At 37.8% G+C, this 18,127-nt stretch carries 18 protein-coding genes; 10 read left to right on the top strand and 8 right to left on the bottom strand.

Annotated features, from left to right (window positions below; all coding sequences use genetic code 11):
• Window positions 1-303: 303 nt before the first annotated feature.
• From NSQ14_RS01405 to NSQ14_RS01415, 3 genes are all read right to left on the bottom strand, one after another.
• The gene (locus NSQ14_RS01405; RefSeq protein WP_034767307.1) at window positions 304-921 is read right to left on the bottom strand and encodes a glycerol-3-phosphate acyltransferase; all 618 of its coding nucleotides are present in this window, start codon (window positions 919-921) and stop codon (window positions 304-306) included.
• Window positions 918-2,024 carry a glycosyltransferase gene (locus NSQ14_RS01410; protein WP_034767309.1) on the bottom strand — a complete coding sequence of 369 codons (1,107 nt, stop codon included), beginning with the start codon at window positions 2,022-2,024 and terminating at the stop codon, window positions 918-920. Before NSQ14_RS01410 ends, NSQ14_RS01405 begins: the two co-directional genes overlap by 4 nt.
• A gap of 132 nt (window positions 2,025-2,156) precedes the next feature.
• A complete protein-coding gene (locus NSQ14_RS01415) occupies window positions 2,157-2,711 on the bottom strand; it encodes an NADPH-dependent FMN reductase (RefSeq protein ID WP_034767311.1) in 555 nt (184 codons plus the stop codon).
• Window positions 2,712-2,990: 279 nt separating this feature from the next.
• Here NSQ14_RS01415 and gntK point away from each other — a divergent pair, with 279 nt between their 5' ends.
• The 3 genes from gntK (at window position 2,991) to NSQ14_RS01430 (ending at window position 5,569) form a co-directional block, all read left to right on the top strand.
• Window positions 2,991-4,532 carry a gluconokinase gene (gene gntK, locus NSQ14_RS01420; protein ID WP_034767313.1) on the top strand — a complete coding sequence of 514 codons (1,542 nt, stop codon included), beginning with the start codon at window positions 2,991-2,993 and terminating at the stop codon, window positions 4,530-4,532.
• A gap of 567 nt (window positions 4,533-5,099) precedes the next feature.
• Window positions 5,100-5,282 (top strand): hypothetical protein, encoded by a 183-nt coding sequence (locus NSQ14_RS01425; RefSeq protein WP_052514508.1) that lies wholly within the window; start codon window positions 5,100-5,102, stop codon window positions 5,280-5,282.
• 11 nt (window positions 5,283-5,293) lie between these two features.
• Window positions 5,294-5,569: a hypothetical protein gene (locus NSQ14_RS01430; protein ID WP_346216779.1), complete on the top strand. Its 276-nt coding sequence runs from the start codon at window positions 5,294-5,296 to the stop codon at window positions 5,567-5,569.
• Here NSQ14_RS01430 and NSQ14_RS01435 read toward each other — a convergent pair.
• Both NSQ14_RS01435 and NSQ14_RS01440 read right to left on the bottom strand, forming a co-directional pair.
• The gene (locus tag NSQ14_RS01435; protein ID WP_346216780.1) at window positions 5,566-6,102 is read right to left on the bottom strand and encodes a hypothetical protein; all 537 of its coding nucleotides are present in this window, start codon (window positions 6,100-6,102) and stop codon (window positions 5,566-5,568) included. The two genes, NSQ14_RS01430 and NSQ14_RS01435, sit on opposite strands and share 4 nt — an antisense overlap.
• On the bottom strand, window positions 6,093-6,296 hold the full coding sequence (locus tag NSQ14_RS01440) for a hypothetical protein (protein WP_034767316.1): 204 nt from the start codon (window positions 6,294-6,296) through the stop codon (window positions 6,093-6,095). Before NSQ14_RS01440 ends, NSQ14_RS01435 begins: the two co-directional genes overlap by 10 nt.
• A 565-nt stretch (window positions 6,297-6,861) precedes the next feature.
• Here NSQ14_RS01440 and NSQ14_RS01445 point away from each other — a divergent pair.
• Genes NSQ14_RS01445 through NSQ14_RS01465 form a run of 5 tightly spaced genes read left to right on the top strand, consistent with a single transcriptional unit; the run spans window position 6,862 to window position 11,885 of the window.
• Window positions 6,862-7,722 carry a MurR/RpiR family transcriptional regulator gene (locus tag NSQ14_RS01445; RefSeq protein ID WP_095141762.1) on the top strand — a complete coding sequence of 287 codons (861 nt, stop codon included), beginning with the start codon at window positions 6,862-6,864 and terminating at the stop codon, window positions 7,720-7,722.
• 14 nt (window positions 7,723-7,736) lie between these two features.
• Window positions 7,737-8,873 (top strand): amidohydrolase, encoded by a 1,137-nt coding sequence (locus NSQ14_RS01450; RefSeq protein WP_034767321.1) that lies wholly within the window; start codon window positions 7,737-7,739, stop codon window positions 8,871-8,873.
• Window positions 8,874-8,896: 23 nt separating this feature from the next.
• Window positions 8,897-9,682, top strand: coding sequence for a GNAT family N-acetyltransferase (locus tag NSQ14_RS01455; RefSeq protein ID WP_227092939.1), 786 nt, complete (start codon window positions 8,897-8,899; stop codon window positions 9,680-9,682).
• Between the two features lie 2 nt (window positions 9,683-9,684).
• The gene (gene menC / locus NSQ14_RS01460; RefSeq protein WP_029143114.1) at window positions 9,685-10,809 is read left to right on the top strand and encodes an o-succinylbenzoate synthase; all 1,125 of its coding nucleotides are present in this window, start codon (window positions 9,685-9,687) and stop codon (window positions 10,807-10,809) included.
• Window positions 10,806-11,885: a YkvI family membrane protein gene (locus NSQ14_RS01465; protein ID WP_227092938.1), complete on the top strand. Its 1,080-nt coding sequence runs from the start codon at window positions 10,806-10,808 to the stop codon at window positions 11,883-11,885. The genes menC and NSQ14_RS01465 overlap by 4 nt, the downstream gene beginning before the upstream one ends.
• A gap of 415 nt (window positions 11,886-12,300) precedes the next feature.
• On the opposite strand, the gene gnd is transcribed toward NSQ14_RS01465, so the two are convergent.
• Complete coding sequence (gene gnd, locus NSQ14_RS01470) at window positions 12,301-13,194, bottom strand: phosphogluconate dehydrogenase (NAD(+)-dependent, decarboxylating) (protein WP_041845385.1); 894 nt, start codon at window positions 13,192-13,194, stop codon at window positions 12,301-12,303.
• A gap of 127 nt (window positions 13,195-13,321) precedes the next feature.
• On the opposite strand from gnd, the gene NSQ14_RS01475 reads away from it, so the two are divergent.
• The gene (locus NSQ14_RS01475; protein WP_343127269.1) at window positions 13,322-14,167 is read left to right on the top strand and encodes a MurR/RpiR family transcriptional regulator; all 846 of its coding nucleotides are present in this window, start codon (window positions 13,322-13,324) and stop codon (window positions 14,165-14,167) included.
• 183 nt (window positions 14,168-14,350) lie between these two features.
• Here the strand turns inward: NSQ14_RS01475 and NSQ14_RS01480 are convergent, their stop codons facing one another.
• Together NSQ14_RS01480 and NSQ14_RS01485 are read right to left on the bottom strand one after the other, a co-directional pair.
• The gene (locus tag NSQ14_RS01480; protein ID WP_346216781.1) at window positions 14,351-15,679 is read right to left on the bottom strand and encodes a gluconate:H+ symporter; all 1,329 of its coding nucleotides are present in this window, start codon (window positions 15,677-15,679) and stop codon (window positions 14,351-14,353) included.
• Window positions 15,680-16,006: 327 nt separating this feature from the next.
• A complete protein-coding gene (locus tag NSQ14_RS01485; RefSeq protein ID WP_034767333.1) occupies window positions 16,007-16,201 on the bottom strand; it encodes a hypothetical protein in 195 nt (64 codons plus the stop codon).
• Between the two features lie 128 nt (window positions 16,202-16,329).
• On the opposite strand from NSQ14_RS01485, the gene NSQ14_RS01490 reads away from it, so the two are divergent.
• A complete protein-coding gene (locus NSQ14_RS01490; RefSeq protein WP_034767336.1) occupies window positions 16,330-17,985 on the top strand; it encodes an FAD-binding dehydrogenase in 1,656 nt (551 codons plus the stop codon).
• Window positions 17,986-18,127: the final 142 nt, after the last annotated feature.

The raw sequence follows: 18,127 nt of genomic DNA on the forward strand, positions 1-18,127 counted from the left end.
ATAGGATACCATATCATCAGGTTAATTTCACGTTTTTTTTGGAATTTTCCAAACAACTTATTTGAGGTATTCCCATTAAAATAAACGCACTTCAATCGGTTACGCATAACAAATAACCGTGGGACCATGATGTTTCAATGAAGTCTTACGGTTACGTTCAATAATTCTCTCCTATCTACTTATAAATCCTTGAAATTAGAAATGAAATTCCGATGATCCACTTTAGCACAAATTTCACGTCAACGACTTAGCTATCTGAGGTTGATTTCCTGTTATACGGAAGGACGTGCAAGATAACTTTATTCAAATAAGTGATTTTGCTCTGCGATTTTTAATCGGTTGTATAAAAGCATTTCGGTTTTTCCATAAAAGAATAGAGAAGTTGCCTAACCAAGTCCAAAGCATAAATTTCGGATAATGTTTATAAAATAAATAGAATAACAGAATAAAGAATCCAACGGTTGTCTGAATCCCGTCCTCATTACTTGATGTTTTCCCGCCTTTTTTTATTATTTTTGTTAGGATAAAAAAGAAGGCTAAGATAAGTGCATAAATGAAGGAGGCACGAAATTGAGTTAAGGCGCTCCATACGCCAAAGGTAACGGCTAAACTTTTCCCGCCGCTAAATTTTAAAAACGGGGAAAATGCATGCCCTAGGATTGGTGCCAATGCAATCGGAATCAGCTCAAACCCTGTTTCGTTGCCCGTTTGTAAAATAAAATAGATCGGTACATAACCCTTGAGAAAATCAAGAGCAATTCCTAACAAACCAAATTGAAAACCGGCCTCTTTCCACAAATTTGCCGCCCCGGGATTACCATCTCCTGTTTCTCGTATATTCATTTTCAATAAACAGCCAATCCAGTAAGAAAACATGAGTGAGCCACTAAAAAATCCGATGAGTGTCCAAACAACTGTCAAGATTGATCACCCCTTCCAACCTGAATGTACCTGCCCTTCCAGATCACTTTTTTACGAAATACAGATTGGTACAGAGAGTAGACAATGACTGCAAGGAAAAAGAGCATCGATAGAAAATGAAAGCATGGATGGACGATGCCAAAGCTTCCAATATAATGGTTGATATAGAATATTTGAATGGCAAAACAAATATAACCGATCAGTAACGGAATGAAATACTTGGATCCGAAAAAAAGGAAACAAAATTGTGATGATACCAGCCCAATAATCCATAGAATAATAGAGGAGAGTGTCAATGGATGAAGAGAAGATGTACTTAAGATAGCCCCCTTGGCAAACCCCTCCAGTTCGCTTTTTATCCCGTTTGGGTACATACGAAAGGAAACAAGATCAGTCCCAATATAGTTGGAAACTTTTATTCTGGCATTTTGAAACAAGGCGCCCAAATTCAAATCGTCCAGCATTTCAGACCGAATCATTTGGTGACCGCCCACTTTCTCATAATCGTCTCGAGTCGTTACAATACAAGCGCCATAGAGTCCTTTTTGAAGATTGTTTTTTTCAAAGGGGGAAGTGAAAGAAAATGCCCCTAATATATTTAGCACCATTGCAAATTTTTCATAAAATTTTTCTGCCCTGTGATAAGGGACAACAGATAAAACACCACTCTGTCTCTTTTGTGCTGATATAAGAGATTGTATGGCGTTTTCAGCAAGTTGAATATCGGCATCAAGAAAAAGTAAAATATCTCCGCTTGATCGTAAATAACCATTCCAAACGGCCCAATTTTTCCCTGTCCAACCCGCTGGCAGAGGAGGTGCTGTAAAGGTAGTGACACCATATTCTTCAGCGATATGTTTAGTCTGATCTTGTGAATGATCATCAATAACGATAATTTCATCCGGTTGAACAGATTGGTTAAATAGAGAATCAAGTAAATTTGGTAGATTCTTTTCCTCGTTTCTGGCAGGAATAATAACGGAAATTTTTCCATGCTCGATATCACTATTCTCGTTGTAGGGAATGGTACTTTTTTTAAATAGAATCATGCCGGATATCATCCCGATTGGAAGGATAAGGATACATAAAATTAGTCCTAACATGTTTTTCCACTTCCTAAAAAGTTAATTTGTATAATAATATTCTACACCATCCAAAAGTTGGCAGCCATTCCGCTTTTCCCCACCATATAGTAAAATAAACCGCTGAGGCAAAAAATGTCCAGCGGTTAAAACTTAGCTCTGATATTTTTTAATTAAATCAACAAAAGCATCGACAAATGATTGAAGAAATTGAATCGTATCTTGCTTGTTTATTTTGCCATTTTCATCAAATAGAGTGGCTACATTAGCGATATAGGCTTCCGGTTGTTGAACAGTCGGCATATTTAAGACAACGAGTGATTGGCGTAAATGATGGTTGGCACCAAATGCACTTAAGTTACCCGGAGATTGACTAATAACAGCAGCCGGTTTTCCGTCCCATACACTTTTGCCATAAGGACGGGAACCAACGTCTAATGCGTTTTTCAATACAGCCGGCACAGAGCGGTTGTATTCAGGAGTTATAAATAAAACTGCATTAATCTCTTTTATTTTATTACGGAATGTCGTATATTCAGCCGGCACATTGTTATAATCGTCAAAATCTTGATTGTACAACGGCAGATTTCCAATTTCAACAATTTCCGTTTCATAACCTTCAGGAAATAGAGCGGACACATTTTCAGCTAATTTCCTGGAGAAAGATTCCTTCCGTAAAGATCCAATTAAAATCCCTATTTTTACCATTTTGTGTTCCTCCTTTTATTTCTATATCGAAATAATTATATTTAAGTTTATCCTAAAATGTCAAAAAACATAACTTATGTAAGAAAAATAAATGCAACCAATTCTAGACAATATAATATCGAAAAATGGTAGAAACCACTTTCAATATTTCTCCTTCATTGGTAAAATAACATTATAGGAAATATTTTTTCAGTAATTTTATTATAAAAAGTAATTTTTTTTCACAAGATTTTGGATAAACTACTTATTATATATGTTCGTAGAGGAGATCGAAAACACATGACAGACACAAATTATTATGTAGGTGTCGATATTGGTACAACAAGTACAAAAGCGGTATTATTCGGTGAGCATGGCAAGGTAATCCAAATGCAACATGTAGAATATCCGCTCTATAGTCCGGCCCCGTCGATTGCCGAACAAGATCCGGATGAGATTTTTCAAGCGGTTCTCCATTCGATTAGAGAAGTCATTCGTCAAGCTGCAATCGATTCTGCAAAAATTCAACTGGTATCCTTTAGTTCCGCCATGCACAGTTTAATTTTAGTTGATGACAAAGGAAAACCATTAACCCGTTGCATTACCTGGGCAGATAGCCGGGCAACCAAATGGGCTGATAAAATCAAAAAAGAGCTGAACGGGCTTGAAATCTATAAAAGGACAGGTACGCCAATCCATCCGATGTCTCCGCTCGCAAAAATTACCTGGCTCAAATCTGACCATCATGAACTTTTTGCAAAGGCAAGCAAATTTATCGGAATCAAGGAGTACGTTTTTTATAAACTTTTTCATGAATATATTATTGATTACTCAATTGCCTCTGCGACCGGTCTTTTTAACTTGGAACAACTGGCTTGGGATAAAGAGGCGTTACAGGTCGCCGGCATTTCAGAAGCACAATTATCCAAACCGGTACCTACCACTTTTGTGAAACGGGGACTTAAACAAGAACTGGCAGCTGAACTGGGCTTATCTTCTGACACGCCATTTATCATTGGAGCAAGTGATGGTGTTCTATCCAATCTCGGTGTTGGTGCGATTGATCGAGGTGTTGTTGCTGTTACAATCGGGACGAGCGGTGCCATTCGGACAGTTACGAATAGGCCGGTGACAGATCCGAAAGGCCGGATTTTCTGTTATGCACTGACGGAAAACCACTGGGTCGTTGGTGGACCGGTCAATAACGGCGGGATGACTTTCCGATGGGTACGTGATGAACTTGCTTCCAGTGAAGTGGAAACTGCGAAACGGCTGGGTATCGACCCGTATGATGTTCTGACGAAAATCGCATCACGGGTCAAACCGGGTGCGGACGGACTTCTCTTCCATCCTTATTTGGCCGGCGAACGTGCACCACTGTGGAATGCCAATGCCAAAGGATCGTTTTTTGGTCTCGGACTTCATCATAAAAAAGAACATATGATAAGAGCTGTCTTGGAAGGAGTTATTTTTAACCTTTACACAGTTATGTTGGCCCTTCAAGAATTAATAGGGGTACCAAATAAAATTCATGCGACAGGGGGTTTTGCCAGATCGGATTTGTGGCGGCAAATGTTGGCAGATATTTTCAACCATGAAGTAATTATTCCGGAAAGCTTTGAAAGCTCTTGCTTAGGGGCCATTGTTCTCGGTATGTATGCGTTAGGTAAAATCGACGACTTCTCGATTATTTCGGAATGGATCGGAACCACCCATGCCCATCAACCAAAGGAAGAGAATGTTGAAATTTATGAGGATCTTATCCCGATTTTTATCCGAGTATCCCGTTTGTTGGAAAGTGAATACGACGAAATAACCAAGTTCCAGCAAAAATGGGTGTAGAAATTAATACGATATGTGCTGTGTTCCTCAATACTTGTCCTTCATCTATACTTAAAGATTTGGTGAAGGACTTTTTGTTTGAGTAATTTTTTTTCGAGAAATGTGTGTCTCCGTTACCTCCACATTGCTATTTTGCTGCAAATATGCATTGAGTAGTCCATTGCAAATACCGGTGGTCGGTGTCGAAAAAGAAGTCAAAACATTTATATTATAAGGGTTTATAAAATCTATGCGTAAAATTTGCGTAAAATGATCAAAAATAAGCAGGTAGACTCTATCTTAGCTGTTTTAAAAATATTAAAATAGTTGAATTCAACAAAATGTCCCATTAAATTCCCTAATTAAAAGCAATATTAATTATGTGACATAATATTTCTCTTTTTCAAAAACCATGATAAAATTTATTATATGATTAGCACCCAAAAAGGTTTTAAGGAAAGATTTGCGCCAAATATAGTACTAACAATTTTTATCAAGACACAATATATTGTCATTTGAGCGTGAATGTTTTTGAAAAATGGGCTTTTTGGGTGATAACCATTATATTGAACAAAGAGAGGGATATCTGTGAATTGGGATATTATTACAACAATTGTAGTACCTTTATTAGTTGGGTTAGTACCTGCAATAATTTCATTTTATTCCGCAAGATATCAAGCAAATAAATCATTAGAAGCAGAAATTAAAAAAATAAAAGAACAACATAATTTTGAAATGCGGAAAATTAAAGCTGATTTGATGCCGAAATAAAAAAATTAAAAATGGAATTAGAAAAGCAAGCGGAACTTTATGAAAAAAATGCTCAATCTGATATTGTAAAAGAAATCTTTACTCAAATGCTTAAAGGCGACAATCCTTTTGAAAATCTTGCTGTTGGATTAAATGAATTCGAAAGGATAAAAAAATTGAAATGGCACCAAATCAAAGTAAAAGTAATGGTAAGTATAAACGTCATTCTAAACGAAGAAAAAATAGACATCTCAAATATGAGAAGTCATTTTTCAAATAATAGTATTTCAATATTTATATTAAATTAGGATAATCTTAAGAATGCTAACCGAAGACCATTTGGGTTTTTCTGTAAAAACTTGAAAGAATTATTTAAATAGAATTTTTCTATTTTATCAATAGGTTCATACTCTACACATACAATTCTCATGCCTATTGTTCTATAAACGATCTTGCAATTTTCTAATGCTAATCTTAAAATTTCAGATCCTGGAATAATACCTTTATACTGATCTGCCCTACCTAGTTGTGCAATTAAAATGGTACTGACTGATAAAGCGTGTTTATTAAAGGCAATCTTTTGTCTTACAGATTTCGAAACACCTTCTGCAAATTCAAACTGCTTATTCATCAAAGTAAAATAACCAATTATGTCGTTGTTATTCTCTTCATCAATTATAATGAATGTTCGAGTCATTCCCCTTTTTTCATTTTCAATAGATTGATTCTTTAAGAAGTTTTCCACCCCAGAGTTTAATGAACACGAAAAAGAGGAGAGATAATCTCGTACCTCGCTCTCCTCACCAGCTTCTATAAGACTTGATAAACTTATTACTTGCATTTTCTGCTTTTAAGTACGTTTGAAGCATGAGCAATTCTGTCTTTATCACTTAAATAAAGATCATTAAACTCATTACTTTTGGGTAATTTTATTGGAGAGGCGGAAATAATTCTTTTAGCTGCTTGTTCATCCAATATATACTGTTCAGTAAGAGCTAAAACAGCCATTTCATTTTCCTCCTTATCATTTTCCATAAACCTCACCACTTCTCAAAATAATGTAGTGGTATAGTATAGGACCATTCTTAATTATATTATACATTCATACAAAGTAATTTACAACAGAGTCATAAAATAGGTATGTGGCAAGTTTTTCTCGATAGTATTTAAATATTGGGTTTTTCAAGACACTCTTTTTTGTACGCTTTTCGGCTACTTCGCTTCGCTTGCTCTCCTGGATAAGTGGCAATAATTTTTCAAATTAATGCCCAGACTGAAATTAAAACCCAAGAATTTTGCTTAAATGCCCCATTGCCGATGATAGGCTAATGCTAATAAAAAATAGAAAACATGCCATTAACTTTTTCATGGTAAATTCCCTTTCTGTCTATATCATACGGGGAAAAGGGGGGAAAGTTTCATGTATCCTATGAACTCCTAAATACAAGGGAGATCTCTTTCCAAAAGAAAGTGTGTATTTCTAACATAATACTATTAATACAATAGCAATACCTTTTCCACTTGTTTTACTATTGAGGTTATGTTAAACTTTAAAAAAGTTTAAACTTCTTTTTGACTAAGTTTAAAGGGGAGACTTCTTTTGGGGGATACACAAACAATAAAAGAAACGATTGAAATGTGTTTTCATTCACTATCAAAAAAGCAGCAAAAGGTTGCAAGTTTTGTACTAAATAATCCGACATATGTTGCTACACACTCAGCAGCTGAGGTTGGTATGAAGGCGGAGACAAGTGAAACAACCGTTATCCGTTTTTGTTACGCACTTGGATTGACAGGTTATGCTCAATTACAAAGGGAAATTACCTTATTTGTTTTTAATCAAACAACGGCTAGTACGCTTGGTAATTACTTTTCATCCAAAAAAGAACTTTTTAATGACCAACAACTAATCGAAAAGGCAATAGGGAAAGATATAGTTAGAATTAACAGAATATTTGAACAGGTCGATAAACAAATGTTTTTTAAAGTAACCAAGCAATTACATGAAGCAAAAAATATTTATGTGATGGGAGTTGGTGCTTCACGATTCGCTGCAGAATGGTTGCATTTTACAATGAGTATTCTTCGGCCAAATGTATCGATAATCCAAGCTAAAACACCTGAATTTACTCGAATCATGCAGGAAATAACGGACGAATCGACTGTCATCGTGATCTCACTACATCGTTATTTTAAAGAACCGCTTCAAATAGCTGAAGTTTTACACAAACGGGGGATTCCGGTTATTGGGATTACTGATTCAAAGTTAGCACCGATTCATGAGCATTGTTCACAAGCTTTCGTATTAGAACAGACAGAAAAATCAACCATTGACTTGATGCCTGCACTAATATCCTTCCTCAATTTATTAGTAACAGGGATGATGTCATTTGATCCTGAATATTATAACGAACAACGATTACATTATGATGATCCTAACAACAGTTTTATCGCAGAATAATGGAGTTGAAAAAAATGTTGGTACAAAAATTAGCGGAAAGGTTACAACCTATTTTTAACCATTTACATGAAAACCCAGAAATCAGTTGGAATGAAGTAGAAACAACAAAATACATTAAGAGTTTTCTCAAATCGGAAAACTTAAAACCAAAAACCTTTGAAAATATGACTGGATTATATGTGGATATTGGTAAAGGAACACCTCGAGTTGGATTCAGAACAGATATGGATGCTCTTTGGCAAGAAGTCGATGGAAAATTTCAAGCAAACCATTCTTGTGGTCATGATGGACATATGACGGTGGCACTTGGCGTAGTTCTTTTATTAAAAGATTTGGCGCCAACACTTCCAGGGGCAGTCCGTATTATTTTCCAACCTGCTGAGGAAAAAGCGCAAGGAGCAAAAGCAATGGTCGAACAAGGTGTTGTTGACTCGTTGCAATTTTTATATGGTGCACATGTCCGTCCTCTTGTTGAACTTAAGGATGGAACGTTTGCACCAGCCTTACATCACGGAGCAGCTAAGCTTTTCTCAGGTAAAATTCAAGGTGTAGAAGCGCATGGGGCACGGCCGGAAGAGGGGAAAAATGCGATTGAAATAGCATCTGCAATCATTGATGGGCTAAAGCGTATTTGGATTAGTCCTACAGAGCAAGCCTCCATCAAAATGACTCAGCTACACGCTGGTGGCACCGCGACAAACATTATCCCAGCAAATGCCACATTCAGCATTGATGCACGTGCACAAACCAATGCCACCATGGAGGTATTAACAAGCGGCTTCGAAAAGGTTATTACTGCAGTAAGCATGATGTATGATGTATCCATTCCTTATCAAGTTGACGCACATGTTGCTGCAGCTCAGGTCGATGACACAGCAAAAATGATTTTAAAGGAAGCCATTATCGATGTAATAGGGGAGGAAAACTGTGCACAAGAAGTAATTACACCTGGTGGAGAAGATTTTCACTTTTATACCTTCTTGAAGCCACAACTAAAAACGACGATGCTAGGGATTGGCTGCGGTGTTACACCAGGACTACATCATCCAAACATGGTGTTTAACCAAGATAGACTATCAACAAGTTCAGTAATTATAACGCGGGCACTTGTGTTAACACTAGAATATTTAGAAAAGGGTGAAAAGTTATGATTAACATTTGCGAACTAAAAACAATGAATGAAATGGAACAAGTTCAGGAACTTGAACGAAAGGTTTGGGGAATGGACCCCGTTTTACCAACGCATCAAACACTGACAGCAGTAAAAAACGGCGGTATAATCATTGGTGCCTTTGACGGAGAGAAATTAGTTGGTTTTAGCTATGGATTTTCCGGATTTCAAAATGGGAAGAGTTATCTATGTTCTCACATGCTTGGGATTGATGAAGCATATCGTTCACAAGGCATTGGTGAAATGCTGAAGCGAAGTCAATGCAAAGTTGCTATAGAAAAGGGCTATTCCTTGATAAAGTGGACTTATGACCCACTTGAGACAAGAAATGCTTTTCTCAATCTAACGAAATTAAATGGTATATGCAATACATATATTGAAAATTGCTATGGAGAAATGAATGATAACCTTAACCAAGGTCTCCCATCCGATCGCTTTGAAGTTCATTGGTATGTAAAAAGCCCGCATGTAGTTGAAAAACATGTTCCAAACATACAAAGTATCTTACCTCTGAATACACTAGCATTTAATGAAAAGGGACAACCTGTCTGTATTACAGAGCAAGAAAACGAATTAACAGGCCAAGCATATTCCATAACTGTCCCAAAGGATTTTCAGGGTTTAAAAGCAGTCAGCGAAGATCTTGCGCTGGATTGGCGACTAAAGACACGCAGACTTTTTCAAAAACTTTTCCATGCTGGCTATGCAGCGGTACAATTAGAAAAGCATGATACAAATGGTAAATATATTTTTATTAAAAAAGACACATTAGAACTTGGAGGAGAATAACTGTGAAAATTACAGATATCACGATTCGTCATTTAAAAATGACGATGAAAAGCCCTTTTACGACTAGCTTTGGAACATTTAAGGATAAGGAATTCTTACTGCTGGAAGCAAAAAATGAAGATGGAACCGTTGGCTGGGGGGAATCTGTTGCATTTAATGCCCCTTGGTATAACGAAGAAACCTTAAAAACAAACTGGCATATGTTGGAGGATTTTTTAATACCACTGATCTTAAATAAGGAAATAAAACATCCAGATGAAGTGAATCAAATGTTTGCTCCGATTCGCAAAAATAACATGGCAAAGTCCACAATTGAAGGTGCCATATGGGATATATACGCTCAACAAACGAACCAATCCCTTGCTCAAGCCCTGGGAGGAACGAAAGATAAAATTGAAGTTGGGATCAGTATTGGTATTCAAAACTCGATTGATGAATTACTGCGTGTTGTCGATGGTTTTTTAAAGGAAGGTTATAAACGGATTAAAGTAAAGATTAAGCCAGGTTGGGATGTAGACGTGATACGTTCCTTACGTGAACACTTCCCAAATGTACCAATTATGGCTGATGCAAACTCTGCTTATCGTTTAAAAGACATCGACCTTTTAAAACAGCTGGATGAATTTGACTTAATGATGATTGAACAACCGTTAGCATCAGACGATATTATCGACCATGCACAGTTGCAAAAGGAATTGAAAACTCCAATTTGTTTAGATGAAAGCATCCATTCTTTGGAAGATGCGCGAAAGGCTATAGAGCTGGGAAGTACAAAAATAATTAATATTAAAATTGGACGAGTTGGAGGACTCACAGAAGCGAAGAAAATTCATGATTATTGTGAAGAAAAGGGTGTTCCCGTTTGGTGCGGTGGTATGCTTGAATCAGGTATTGGGCGTAGCCATAATATTGCTTTAACAACTTTGTCAAACTTTATCCTACCGGGGGATACAGCTGGTTCTAACCGCTATTGGGAAAAAGATATCATTCGCCCTGAAGTTGTTGCAACAGATGGGTATATTGATGTTCCACAAACACCAGGTATCGGTTATGAAGTAGACCGCGAAACGGTTGAAGCCTATACCGTAGCAAAAAAAGAATATAGATCAGGAGGAACCACCGTATGAAAAAAAGCTTTCAAATTGGTAGTGCCTTTGTCGGATTAATCGTTGGGGCTGGATTTGCCTCTGGACAAGAAGTCATGCAATATTTCACAAGTTTTGGTATTTGGGGGACTGTTGGTGGTTTACTTGCCACCCTCCTTTTCATTTTTTTAGGGTATACATTTGCTCAGCTGGGAACAGATTTACAAGCAACTTCACATAAAAGTGTCATTTATCATATTGGCGGTCGCTATCTTGGTCCTATTCTTGATATTTTAATTACATTTTTCTTATTTGGTGTAGCCGTTGTTATGTTTGCTGGATCTGGGTCTACCTTTCAGCAAATCTTCGGTATTGATACAAGGGTTGGTAGTATGATAATGATTGTCCTCACTATTCTAACGCTATTATTAAATACGACAAAAATTATTAATATTATTGCGATGATAACACCATATTTGTTGACGATTATTTTTATCATTTTAATCTATTCGATTTTTACTATGGATCTATCATTTCCTGAGGCAGATACAATGGCAAAAGTTCAAGCTTCTGCAGCACCCAACTGGATTATAGGTGCCTTTCTCTATGTATCTTATAATTTAGCTGCAGGTGCCGCATTACTCATCGTGATGAGCGGCGGAGTTAAAGACAGAAAAGTTGCTGGGATGGGTGGTATTCTTGGTGGTGTGATGTTGGGAGGATTAATTATCCTTATCCATATTGGAATGTTTGCGAAAATAGATGTTATAGCGGGAGCAGATATGCCGACATTGGCACTTGCGGAACAAATTCATCCAGTCGTTGGAATATTAATGGCTATAGCTTTACTAGGCATGATCTATAATACAGCTGTCGGGATGCTCTATTCCTTTATTGTACGATTCATTGCACCTGATAGTAAGATGTATAAACCTAGCGTAGTGATTATCGGTTTACTTGGGTATGTTTTAAGTCTAGTTGGTTTTACAACACTTGTAGGAAAAGTATATGCAACAATGGGGTATTTAGGATTCGCTTTAATGATTGCAGCAGTGATTGCCTGGTTCAAGAAAAGAAAACCAGAAAAGATAGAAACAAGGGTAAGTCAAAATTTCTAAATAATTTAAAACTTCATCTAATTGAAAACTAGTTCTAGTGTCCGGATTACCTAAACTTTTATCCCGCCTTAACGGGCAGTAAGACCCTTAACGAGAAATTTTGAGCGGGGTACTCAGCTGCCTGATTCTGGCGGGTTACTATTTTAGTGGGGAAGGAAAGGAAGCCCCACTAAATGAGACCACTGAAAAAGTATTTGCTTTTCGTAATTAATGAGCACATTTATCGATATATCGTAAATCAAAAAAGTCAATTGTCTACATATAATAGGTAATTGGCTTCTACTTTTCTATATACCAATTTTTTCAGTGGACTCCCACTGAATAGCGTTTCACTTAATTAGATTTTAATGATTTTTTTGTATGTAAGTAAATCTACTTAAAAATAAAATAATTATCAAATTTTACTACCAATATTTTATTTTTCAACTTCATGGCCGCCGAATTCATTTCGTAATGCGGCGACAATTTTTCCTGCGAACGTATCTTCTTCCAACGAACGATAGCGCATCATTAATGCTAGGGTGATAACCGGAGCCGGGACTTGAAGATCAAGGGCTGTTTCCACCGTCCATTTTCCTTCCCCGGATGAATGCACGATTCCTTTTATTTCGTCTAATTTCGCATCTTTTGAAAAAGCATCTTCTATAAGTTCCATTAACCAAGAACGAACAACCGATCCATTATTCCAGTTTTTTGCCACCTTTTCATAATCATAATTAAATTCACTTTTATGCAAAACTTCAAACCCTTCTGCAATAGCCTGCATCATACCGTACTCCACACCGTTATGCACCATTTTTAAGAAATGCCCGCTGCCGTGTTTGCCACAATATAAGTAGCCATCTTTTACACAAGCATCTTTAAAAATTGTTTCAACCGATTGGAAAACTGATTCCTCACCGCCAATCATCATACATGCACCATGTCTTGCACCGGAAATCCCGCCGCTTGTCCCGACATCAAGAAAATGAATGCCAAGCTTCTTTAATTCTTCAGCCCGGGCGATGGAATCTTTGTATTTGGAATTTCCACCATCAATAATGATATCATTCTCCTTCAATAATCCTTTTAATTCATTGATAACATTGGACGTTATTTCACCAGCCGGAACCATTACCCAAACGACTTTTGGGCTGGACAGCAGGGAAACTAGTTCAGAGATCGAGTTTGCCCCCGTTCCACCATCCTTTTTAAAATTTTCAACTGCTTCTGAATGAATATCATAAGCAATCACATCATGATGATGATCTCTTAAATTTAATGCTAAATTATAACCCATTTTTCCTAAACCAACTAAACCAATTTGCATTTTTTATTGCTCCTTTCAATGTTTGTGAGTAAAAATTTTTGTAAAATATAATTACTAAAAGAAATATTTTTTCATTAACAAAATGTGTTATACTATAGGCAAAATATCTTATTGCGAGGGATTATCCATGTCAAAAAATTGTTTAGGACAAATCCGCTCCCATTATGCACGCTTAAGTGAAAAAGAGAAAAAGATTGCGGATTATATTTTAAATAACCCTGAAAACATTATTCATAATACAATCAATGATGTTGCCGAAGATTTAAATGTTGCCGATGCTACAGTCTTTCGCTTTTGTAAACGAATCGGATTTAAAGGCTTTCAAGCAATGAAAATCACACTTGCTGCTGAAATTATTGAACCGATTCAACAAATCCATGAAGAAATTAGTGAATCAGATGATGAAAGAACAGTCATGGAAAAAGTTTTTCAATCAAATATTCATACATTAAAAAGTACGTTAAACTTAATTGATGAAACCGCTATTGAGCAGGCTGTAGATTTACTGCTAAATGCCGGTCGGGTTGACTTTTATGGTACAGGCGGGTCAGCCGTCATTGCCATGGATGCTTACCATAAGTTTATTCGTACCGGTATCAAGGTATTTACCTTTATGGATTCCCATTTTCAAATTATGTCAGCCTCCCAACTGACAAAACATGATGTGGCCGTTGTTATTTCACATTCCGGTACAAATAAAGATACGATCAATATTTTAAAAACAGCAAAGAAAAATGGAGCGAAAATCATCGGGATAACCGGTTACCCGAAATCGCCGCTTGCCAAAAATTCTGATGTCGTTCTATATACGAGCGCTGAAGAAACGGAATACCGGTCAGAAGCCTTGTCTTCACGGATTGCCCAATTGAGTCTAATTGATGCCCTCTACGTCAATGTTATGAAATTAAATAAAGAAAAAGCGAAAAAATCTTTAGACAAAATAAGGGAAGCGATCGTCGTTACAAGATTATAACGGATAGAATCAAGTATTGTTAATACCAAAGTTCCTAGCCTCGCCTTATATACGCTGTAACAAAATTATAATGGATAGAAGTTAATTCCGTTTTTCTTTTACCAGAAAGAAAGCGCAATAGCAATGGACAAAATCCCTTCGTTAACAAGGGATTCTATCATTTTCAAGCGGCTGCTTATGGACTTAAATAAATATGTCTAAAACGAAAGCACCGATAAAAGCGACAAATGAGAGAATTGTTTCTAGGACTGTCCATGTTTTAAACGTTTCTTTAATCGATAAGCCTAAATATTCCTTTACCATCCAGAAACCGGCATCATTGACATGAGAGAACATGAGCGATCCGGCACCGGTAACAATAACAAGTAATTCTAAATTAACACCTGTCATATTAGCGATGATCGGGGAAACAATTCCGGCTGCGGTGGTCAATGCCACGGTAGCTGAACCGGTTGCAATCCGGATTAACCCGGCAATAAGGAAAGCTAACACAAGCGGTGATAAAGAGAGATTTTCTGCCATCTTTCCGATAGTCTCACCTACACCGCTATCAATCAAAACTTGTTTAAATCCACCTCCAGCACCAATAATTAAAATAATTGAGCCAACCGGCAAAATACATTCATCAACAAACTTCTTAATTTGATTACGTCCTATTCCTTGACGAAAACCGAGGAAATAGAAAGCGGCAAAGCATGAAATTAACAAGGCGATTAATGGACTTCCAATGAACTCAAGAAATTTCACACCGTTTTCAGGCAACTCTATGAACGGTGCAAATGTTCCTAATACCATTAAAATGACCGGCATTAAAATGGATAGGAAAGAAATACCGACACCTGGTAATTTTTTTGATTGTGATTCATCCACTTGAATTAAGCCGGATTCACCGGATGGGGTCACCCGTGTACTAATAAATTTTGCATATAAAGGTCCACCGATGATACCTGCCGGAATAGCGATGAATAGGGAATATAACAGAACTCTTCCAAGATTGGCATCATAAATGCCGATAGCTGCCACTGCACCCGGATGTGGCGGGACAAGCCCATGAACGATGGATAATCCCGCAATGGCCGGCAAACTGATTAATAATAGATTTTTCTTTGTTGCTTGTTGAATCGAGATCACTAAAGGGAGCAAAATTAAAATGCCGACTTCAAAAAATACCGGTATCCCAATAATAAATCCTGAAGCGAACATCGCCCATGGCAATTTCTTTTCCCCAAAGATTTTCACAAAATAATTGGCGATTTGCAATCCGGCTCCTGATTCCGACAACATTTTTCCCAGAATGGTTCCAAGTGCCAAAATCCCGACTAAATGGCCTAAAACGCCACCAACCCCGGTTTCGTATGCTTTAACAATTTTATCCCAAGACATTCCGGTAAAAATGGCTAAAAACAAACTGGCAATAGTCAAACTGATAAATGCATGCCATTTAAACCATGAAACCACTAAAATAACGATAACAATCGATAAAAGCGTAATGATTAATATATATGCATCCATGAATAAGCCGCCTTTCTTGTTGAAAAATGTGAAAGCATCTTCAGTACATCCTAAGTATACGAAAAAATATTTCACAAATCAATTACTTTTATGAAAAAAATTTTATTAATTATTAATTGGCATGAGTAGAATGGGTTTTTAGATAGGATGCCCGTTTCAGGCTAAATTATGTCTATGAACTAGTTATTTGGCACAACATATGTATACTATTGTATATAGAAGGGATGGCGAAAATGCGAGTGAAAGGAAAAAAATGAACCTTCTCTCATCGCTAATTTTGGACGAGGGAGCCCTTTTTTTGACGACGGGATTTGTTCTCGTCACCAATTAGAGGCGGGAAATGCAAATTTTTGGGCGAAGAGCCCCAATCTCGCCACCGTTTTTAGGCGAAAAATACTCTATTTTGACGATGAGATCCGTTCTCGTCACCATATAGAGGTGAGTAACCTTCTTTTTTGACGACAAACCAGCCTTCATCACCAATTCGAGGTGAGAGAAAGTAATACTAACGGAATTTGGCAAATCCCCTCCTCCTGACAGCAAGATTTCATATGAACTTGACTGATAGTATCATAAATTTATATAATAAGGTCAATCGGTCTAATTGTCTGAAATTTTGGAAATAAATTGCAGAAAATAGGGGGGATTTGATGAAATATGATGTCATTGTCGTCGGGGCAGGGTTGGCCGGTTTGGTTGCAACCGTAGAAATGGCAGATGCCGGAAAAAAAGTTTTACTACTGGACCAAGAGCCGGAAAATTATTTAGGAGGTCAAGCTTGGTGGTCGTTTGGCGGATTATTCTTAGTAGATTCTCCGGAGCAAAGGCGGCTGGGGATAAAAGATTCCAGAGAACTGGCTTGGCAAGACTGGCTTGGTACTGCCGGATTTGATCGGGAAGATGATCAAGATTATTGGGGGAAAAAATGGGCTGAGGCTTACGTCGATTTTGCCGCTGGAGAAAAAAGGTCTTGGCTTCACAAAATGGGCGTGCGTTTTTTCCCGGTCGTTGGGTGGGCTGAACGTGGTGGACATTTAGCTACCGGTCACGGCAATTCCGTCCCTCGCTTTCATATTGTATGGGGAACCGGACCGGCGTTGGTTGCCCCTTTTGAGAGAAAAGTTCGGGAATATATGAAATCAGGTTCGGTTCATTATTTTCCTCGTCATCAAGTCGATCATCTTTTAAAAGAAAATGGCGCTGTTGTAGGTGTAGCCGGTTCTGTTCTGATTCCGAGCACAACAGAGCGGGGAGAAGACACCGAAAGAGAGATTATTGACTATTTTGAATATCGGGCCCAGGTTGTATTAGTAGCTAGTGGAGGAATTGGCGGGAACCATGATTTAGTTCGTAAAAATTGGCCTGAGCGACTGGGATCTCCGCCTAAACATATGTTATCCGGCGTTCCTGCTCATGTAGACGGAAGAATGCTTGCCATTACGGAAGAAGCGGGGGGACGGATTGTGAACCGGGATCGGATGTGGCATTACACGGAAGGAATAAAAAACTGGAACCCAATTTGGTCCAACCACGGAATTCGAATTTTACCCGGACCTTCCTCCATTTGGCTTGACGCAAAAGGTAAGCGTTTTCCTATCCCTAATTTACCGGGATTTGACACGCTCAGCACACTGGAAGCTATTCAAAAAACCGGCTATGATTATTCGTGGTTTATTTTAACGGAAAAAATTATTGAAAAAGAGTTCGCACTGTCAGGCTCGGAGCAAAATCCGGATCTTACAGATAAAAGTATCCGGAAAGTACTGGCCAGAGCTTTGCCAGGTGCCCCCGAACCCGTCCAAGCTTTCATGGATAAAGGAGAAGATTTTATTATTGCCAATAATTTGCAAGACCTTGTAGCCGGGATGAACCGTTTGACTGGTGAAAATCTATTAAACTACAAGGAAATTGAATATCAAATGAAGGCAAGGGATCGGGAAATGGATAATAAATTTACAAAAGATTTACAGGTAACGGCTATCCGGGGACACCGCAATTATTTTGGCGACAAATTGATTCGAGTAGCTCCACCACACAAAATTCTTGACCCGAAAAATGGCCCGCTCATTGCTGTACGGCTTCATATTTTAAGCAGAAAAACATTAGGCGGCCTGCAAACTGATTTATCTGGAAGGGTTTTAGATTCCTCGGGTCAAGCCATCCCCGGTTTGTATGCAGCAGGGGAGGTCTCCGGATTTGGCGGCGGTGGTGTCCATGGTTATCGTGCTCTTGAGGGGACTTTTCTTGGTGGCTGTCTTTTCACGGGGCGAACGGCTGGCAGGGCGATAGCAGCTGAACTAAATTAATCATGTAAAGTAATATTCCATCGGCCATCAAACTGTATTCAAGGAGCGGCAACATAGCAGCTGACCAAAGTTAATCGTAATTGTGCTAAATAACATTTGATAAAAATAACCTGACCCGGTTCTATTTTTCAGCCGGGTTTCT

Origin of the sequence: Caldifermentibacillus hisashii (genome assembly GCF_039654145.1) — a bacterium.
GTDB classification, from domain to species: Bacteria; Bacillota; Bacilli; order Bacillales; family Caldibacillaceae; genus Caldifermentibacillus; species Caldifermentibacillus hisashii.

What these genes read in the sequence shown, in the direction of transcription:
- NSQ14_RS01480 (WP_346216781.1), bottom strand. Translation starts at nt 15,679, where the DNA reads ATGGATGCATATATATTAATCATTACGCTTTTATCGATTGTTATCGTT.
- NSQ14_RS01430 (WP_346216779.1), top strand. Translation starts at nt 5,294, where the DNA reads ATGGAATTAGAAAAGCAAGCGGAACTTTATGAAAAAAATGCTCAATCT.
- gnd (WP_041845385.1), bottom strand. Translation starts at nt 13,194, where the DNA reads ATGCAAATTGGTTTAGTTGGTTTAGGAAAAATGGGTTATAATTTAGCA.
- gntK (WP_034767313.1), top strand. Translation starts at nt 2,991, where the DNA reads ATGACAGACACAAATTATTATGTAGGTGTCGATATTGGTACAACAAGT.
- NSQ14_RS01435 (WP_346216780.1), bottom strand. Translation starts at nt 6,102, where the DNA reads ATGCAAGTAATAAGTTTATCAAGTCTTATAGAAGCTGGTGAGGAGAGC.
- NSQ14_RS01415 (WP_034767311.1), bottom strand. Translation starts at nt 2,711, where the DNA reads ATGGTAAAAATAGGGATTTTAATTGGATCTTTACGGAAGGAATCTTTC.
- NSQ14_RS01410 (WP_034767309.1), bottom strand. Translation starts at nt 2,024, where the DNA reads ATGTTAGGACTAATTTTATGTATCCTTATCCTTCCAATCGGGATGATA.
- NSQ14_RS01440 (WP_034767316.1), bottom strand. Translation starts at nt 6,296, where the DNA reads ATGGAAAATGATAAGGAGGAAAATGAAATGGCTGTTTTAGCTCTTACT.
- NSQ14_RS01475 (WP_343127269.1), top strand. Translation starts at nt 13,322, where the DNA reads ATGTCAAAAAATTGTTTAGGACAAATCCGCTCCCATTATGCACGCTTA.
- NSQ14_RS01450 (WP_034767321.1), top strand. Translation starts at nt 7,737, where the DNA reads ATGTTGGTACAAAAATTAGCGGAAAGGTTACAACCTATTTTTAACCAT.
- NSQ14_RS01455 (WP_227092939.1), top strand. Translation starts at nt 8,897, where the DNA reads ATGAATGAAATGGAACAAGTTCAGGAACTTGAACGAAAGGTTTGGGGA.
- NSQ14_RS01490 (WP_034767336.1), top strand. Translation starts at nt 16,330, where the DNA reads ATGAAATATGATGTCATTGTCGTCGGGGCAGGGTTGGCCGGTTTGGTT.
- NSQ14_RS01465 (WP_227092938.1), top strand. Translation starts at nt 10,806, where the DNA reads ATGAAAAAAAGCTTTCAAATTGGTAGTGCCTTTGTCGGATTAATCGTT.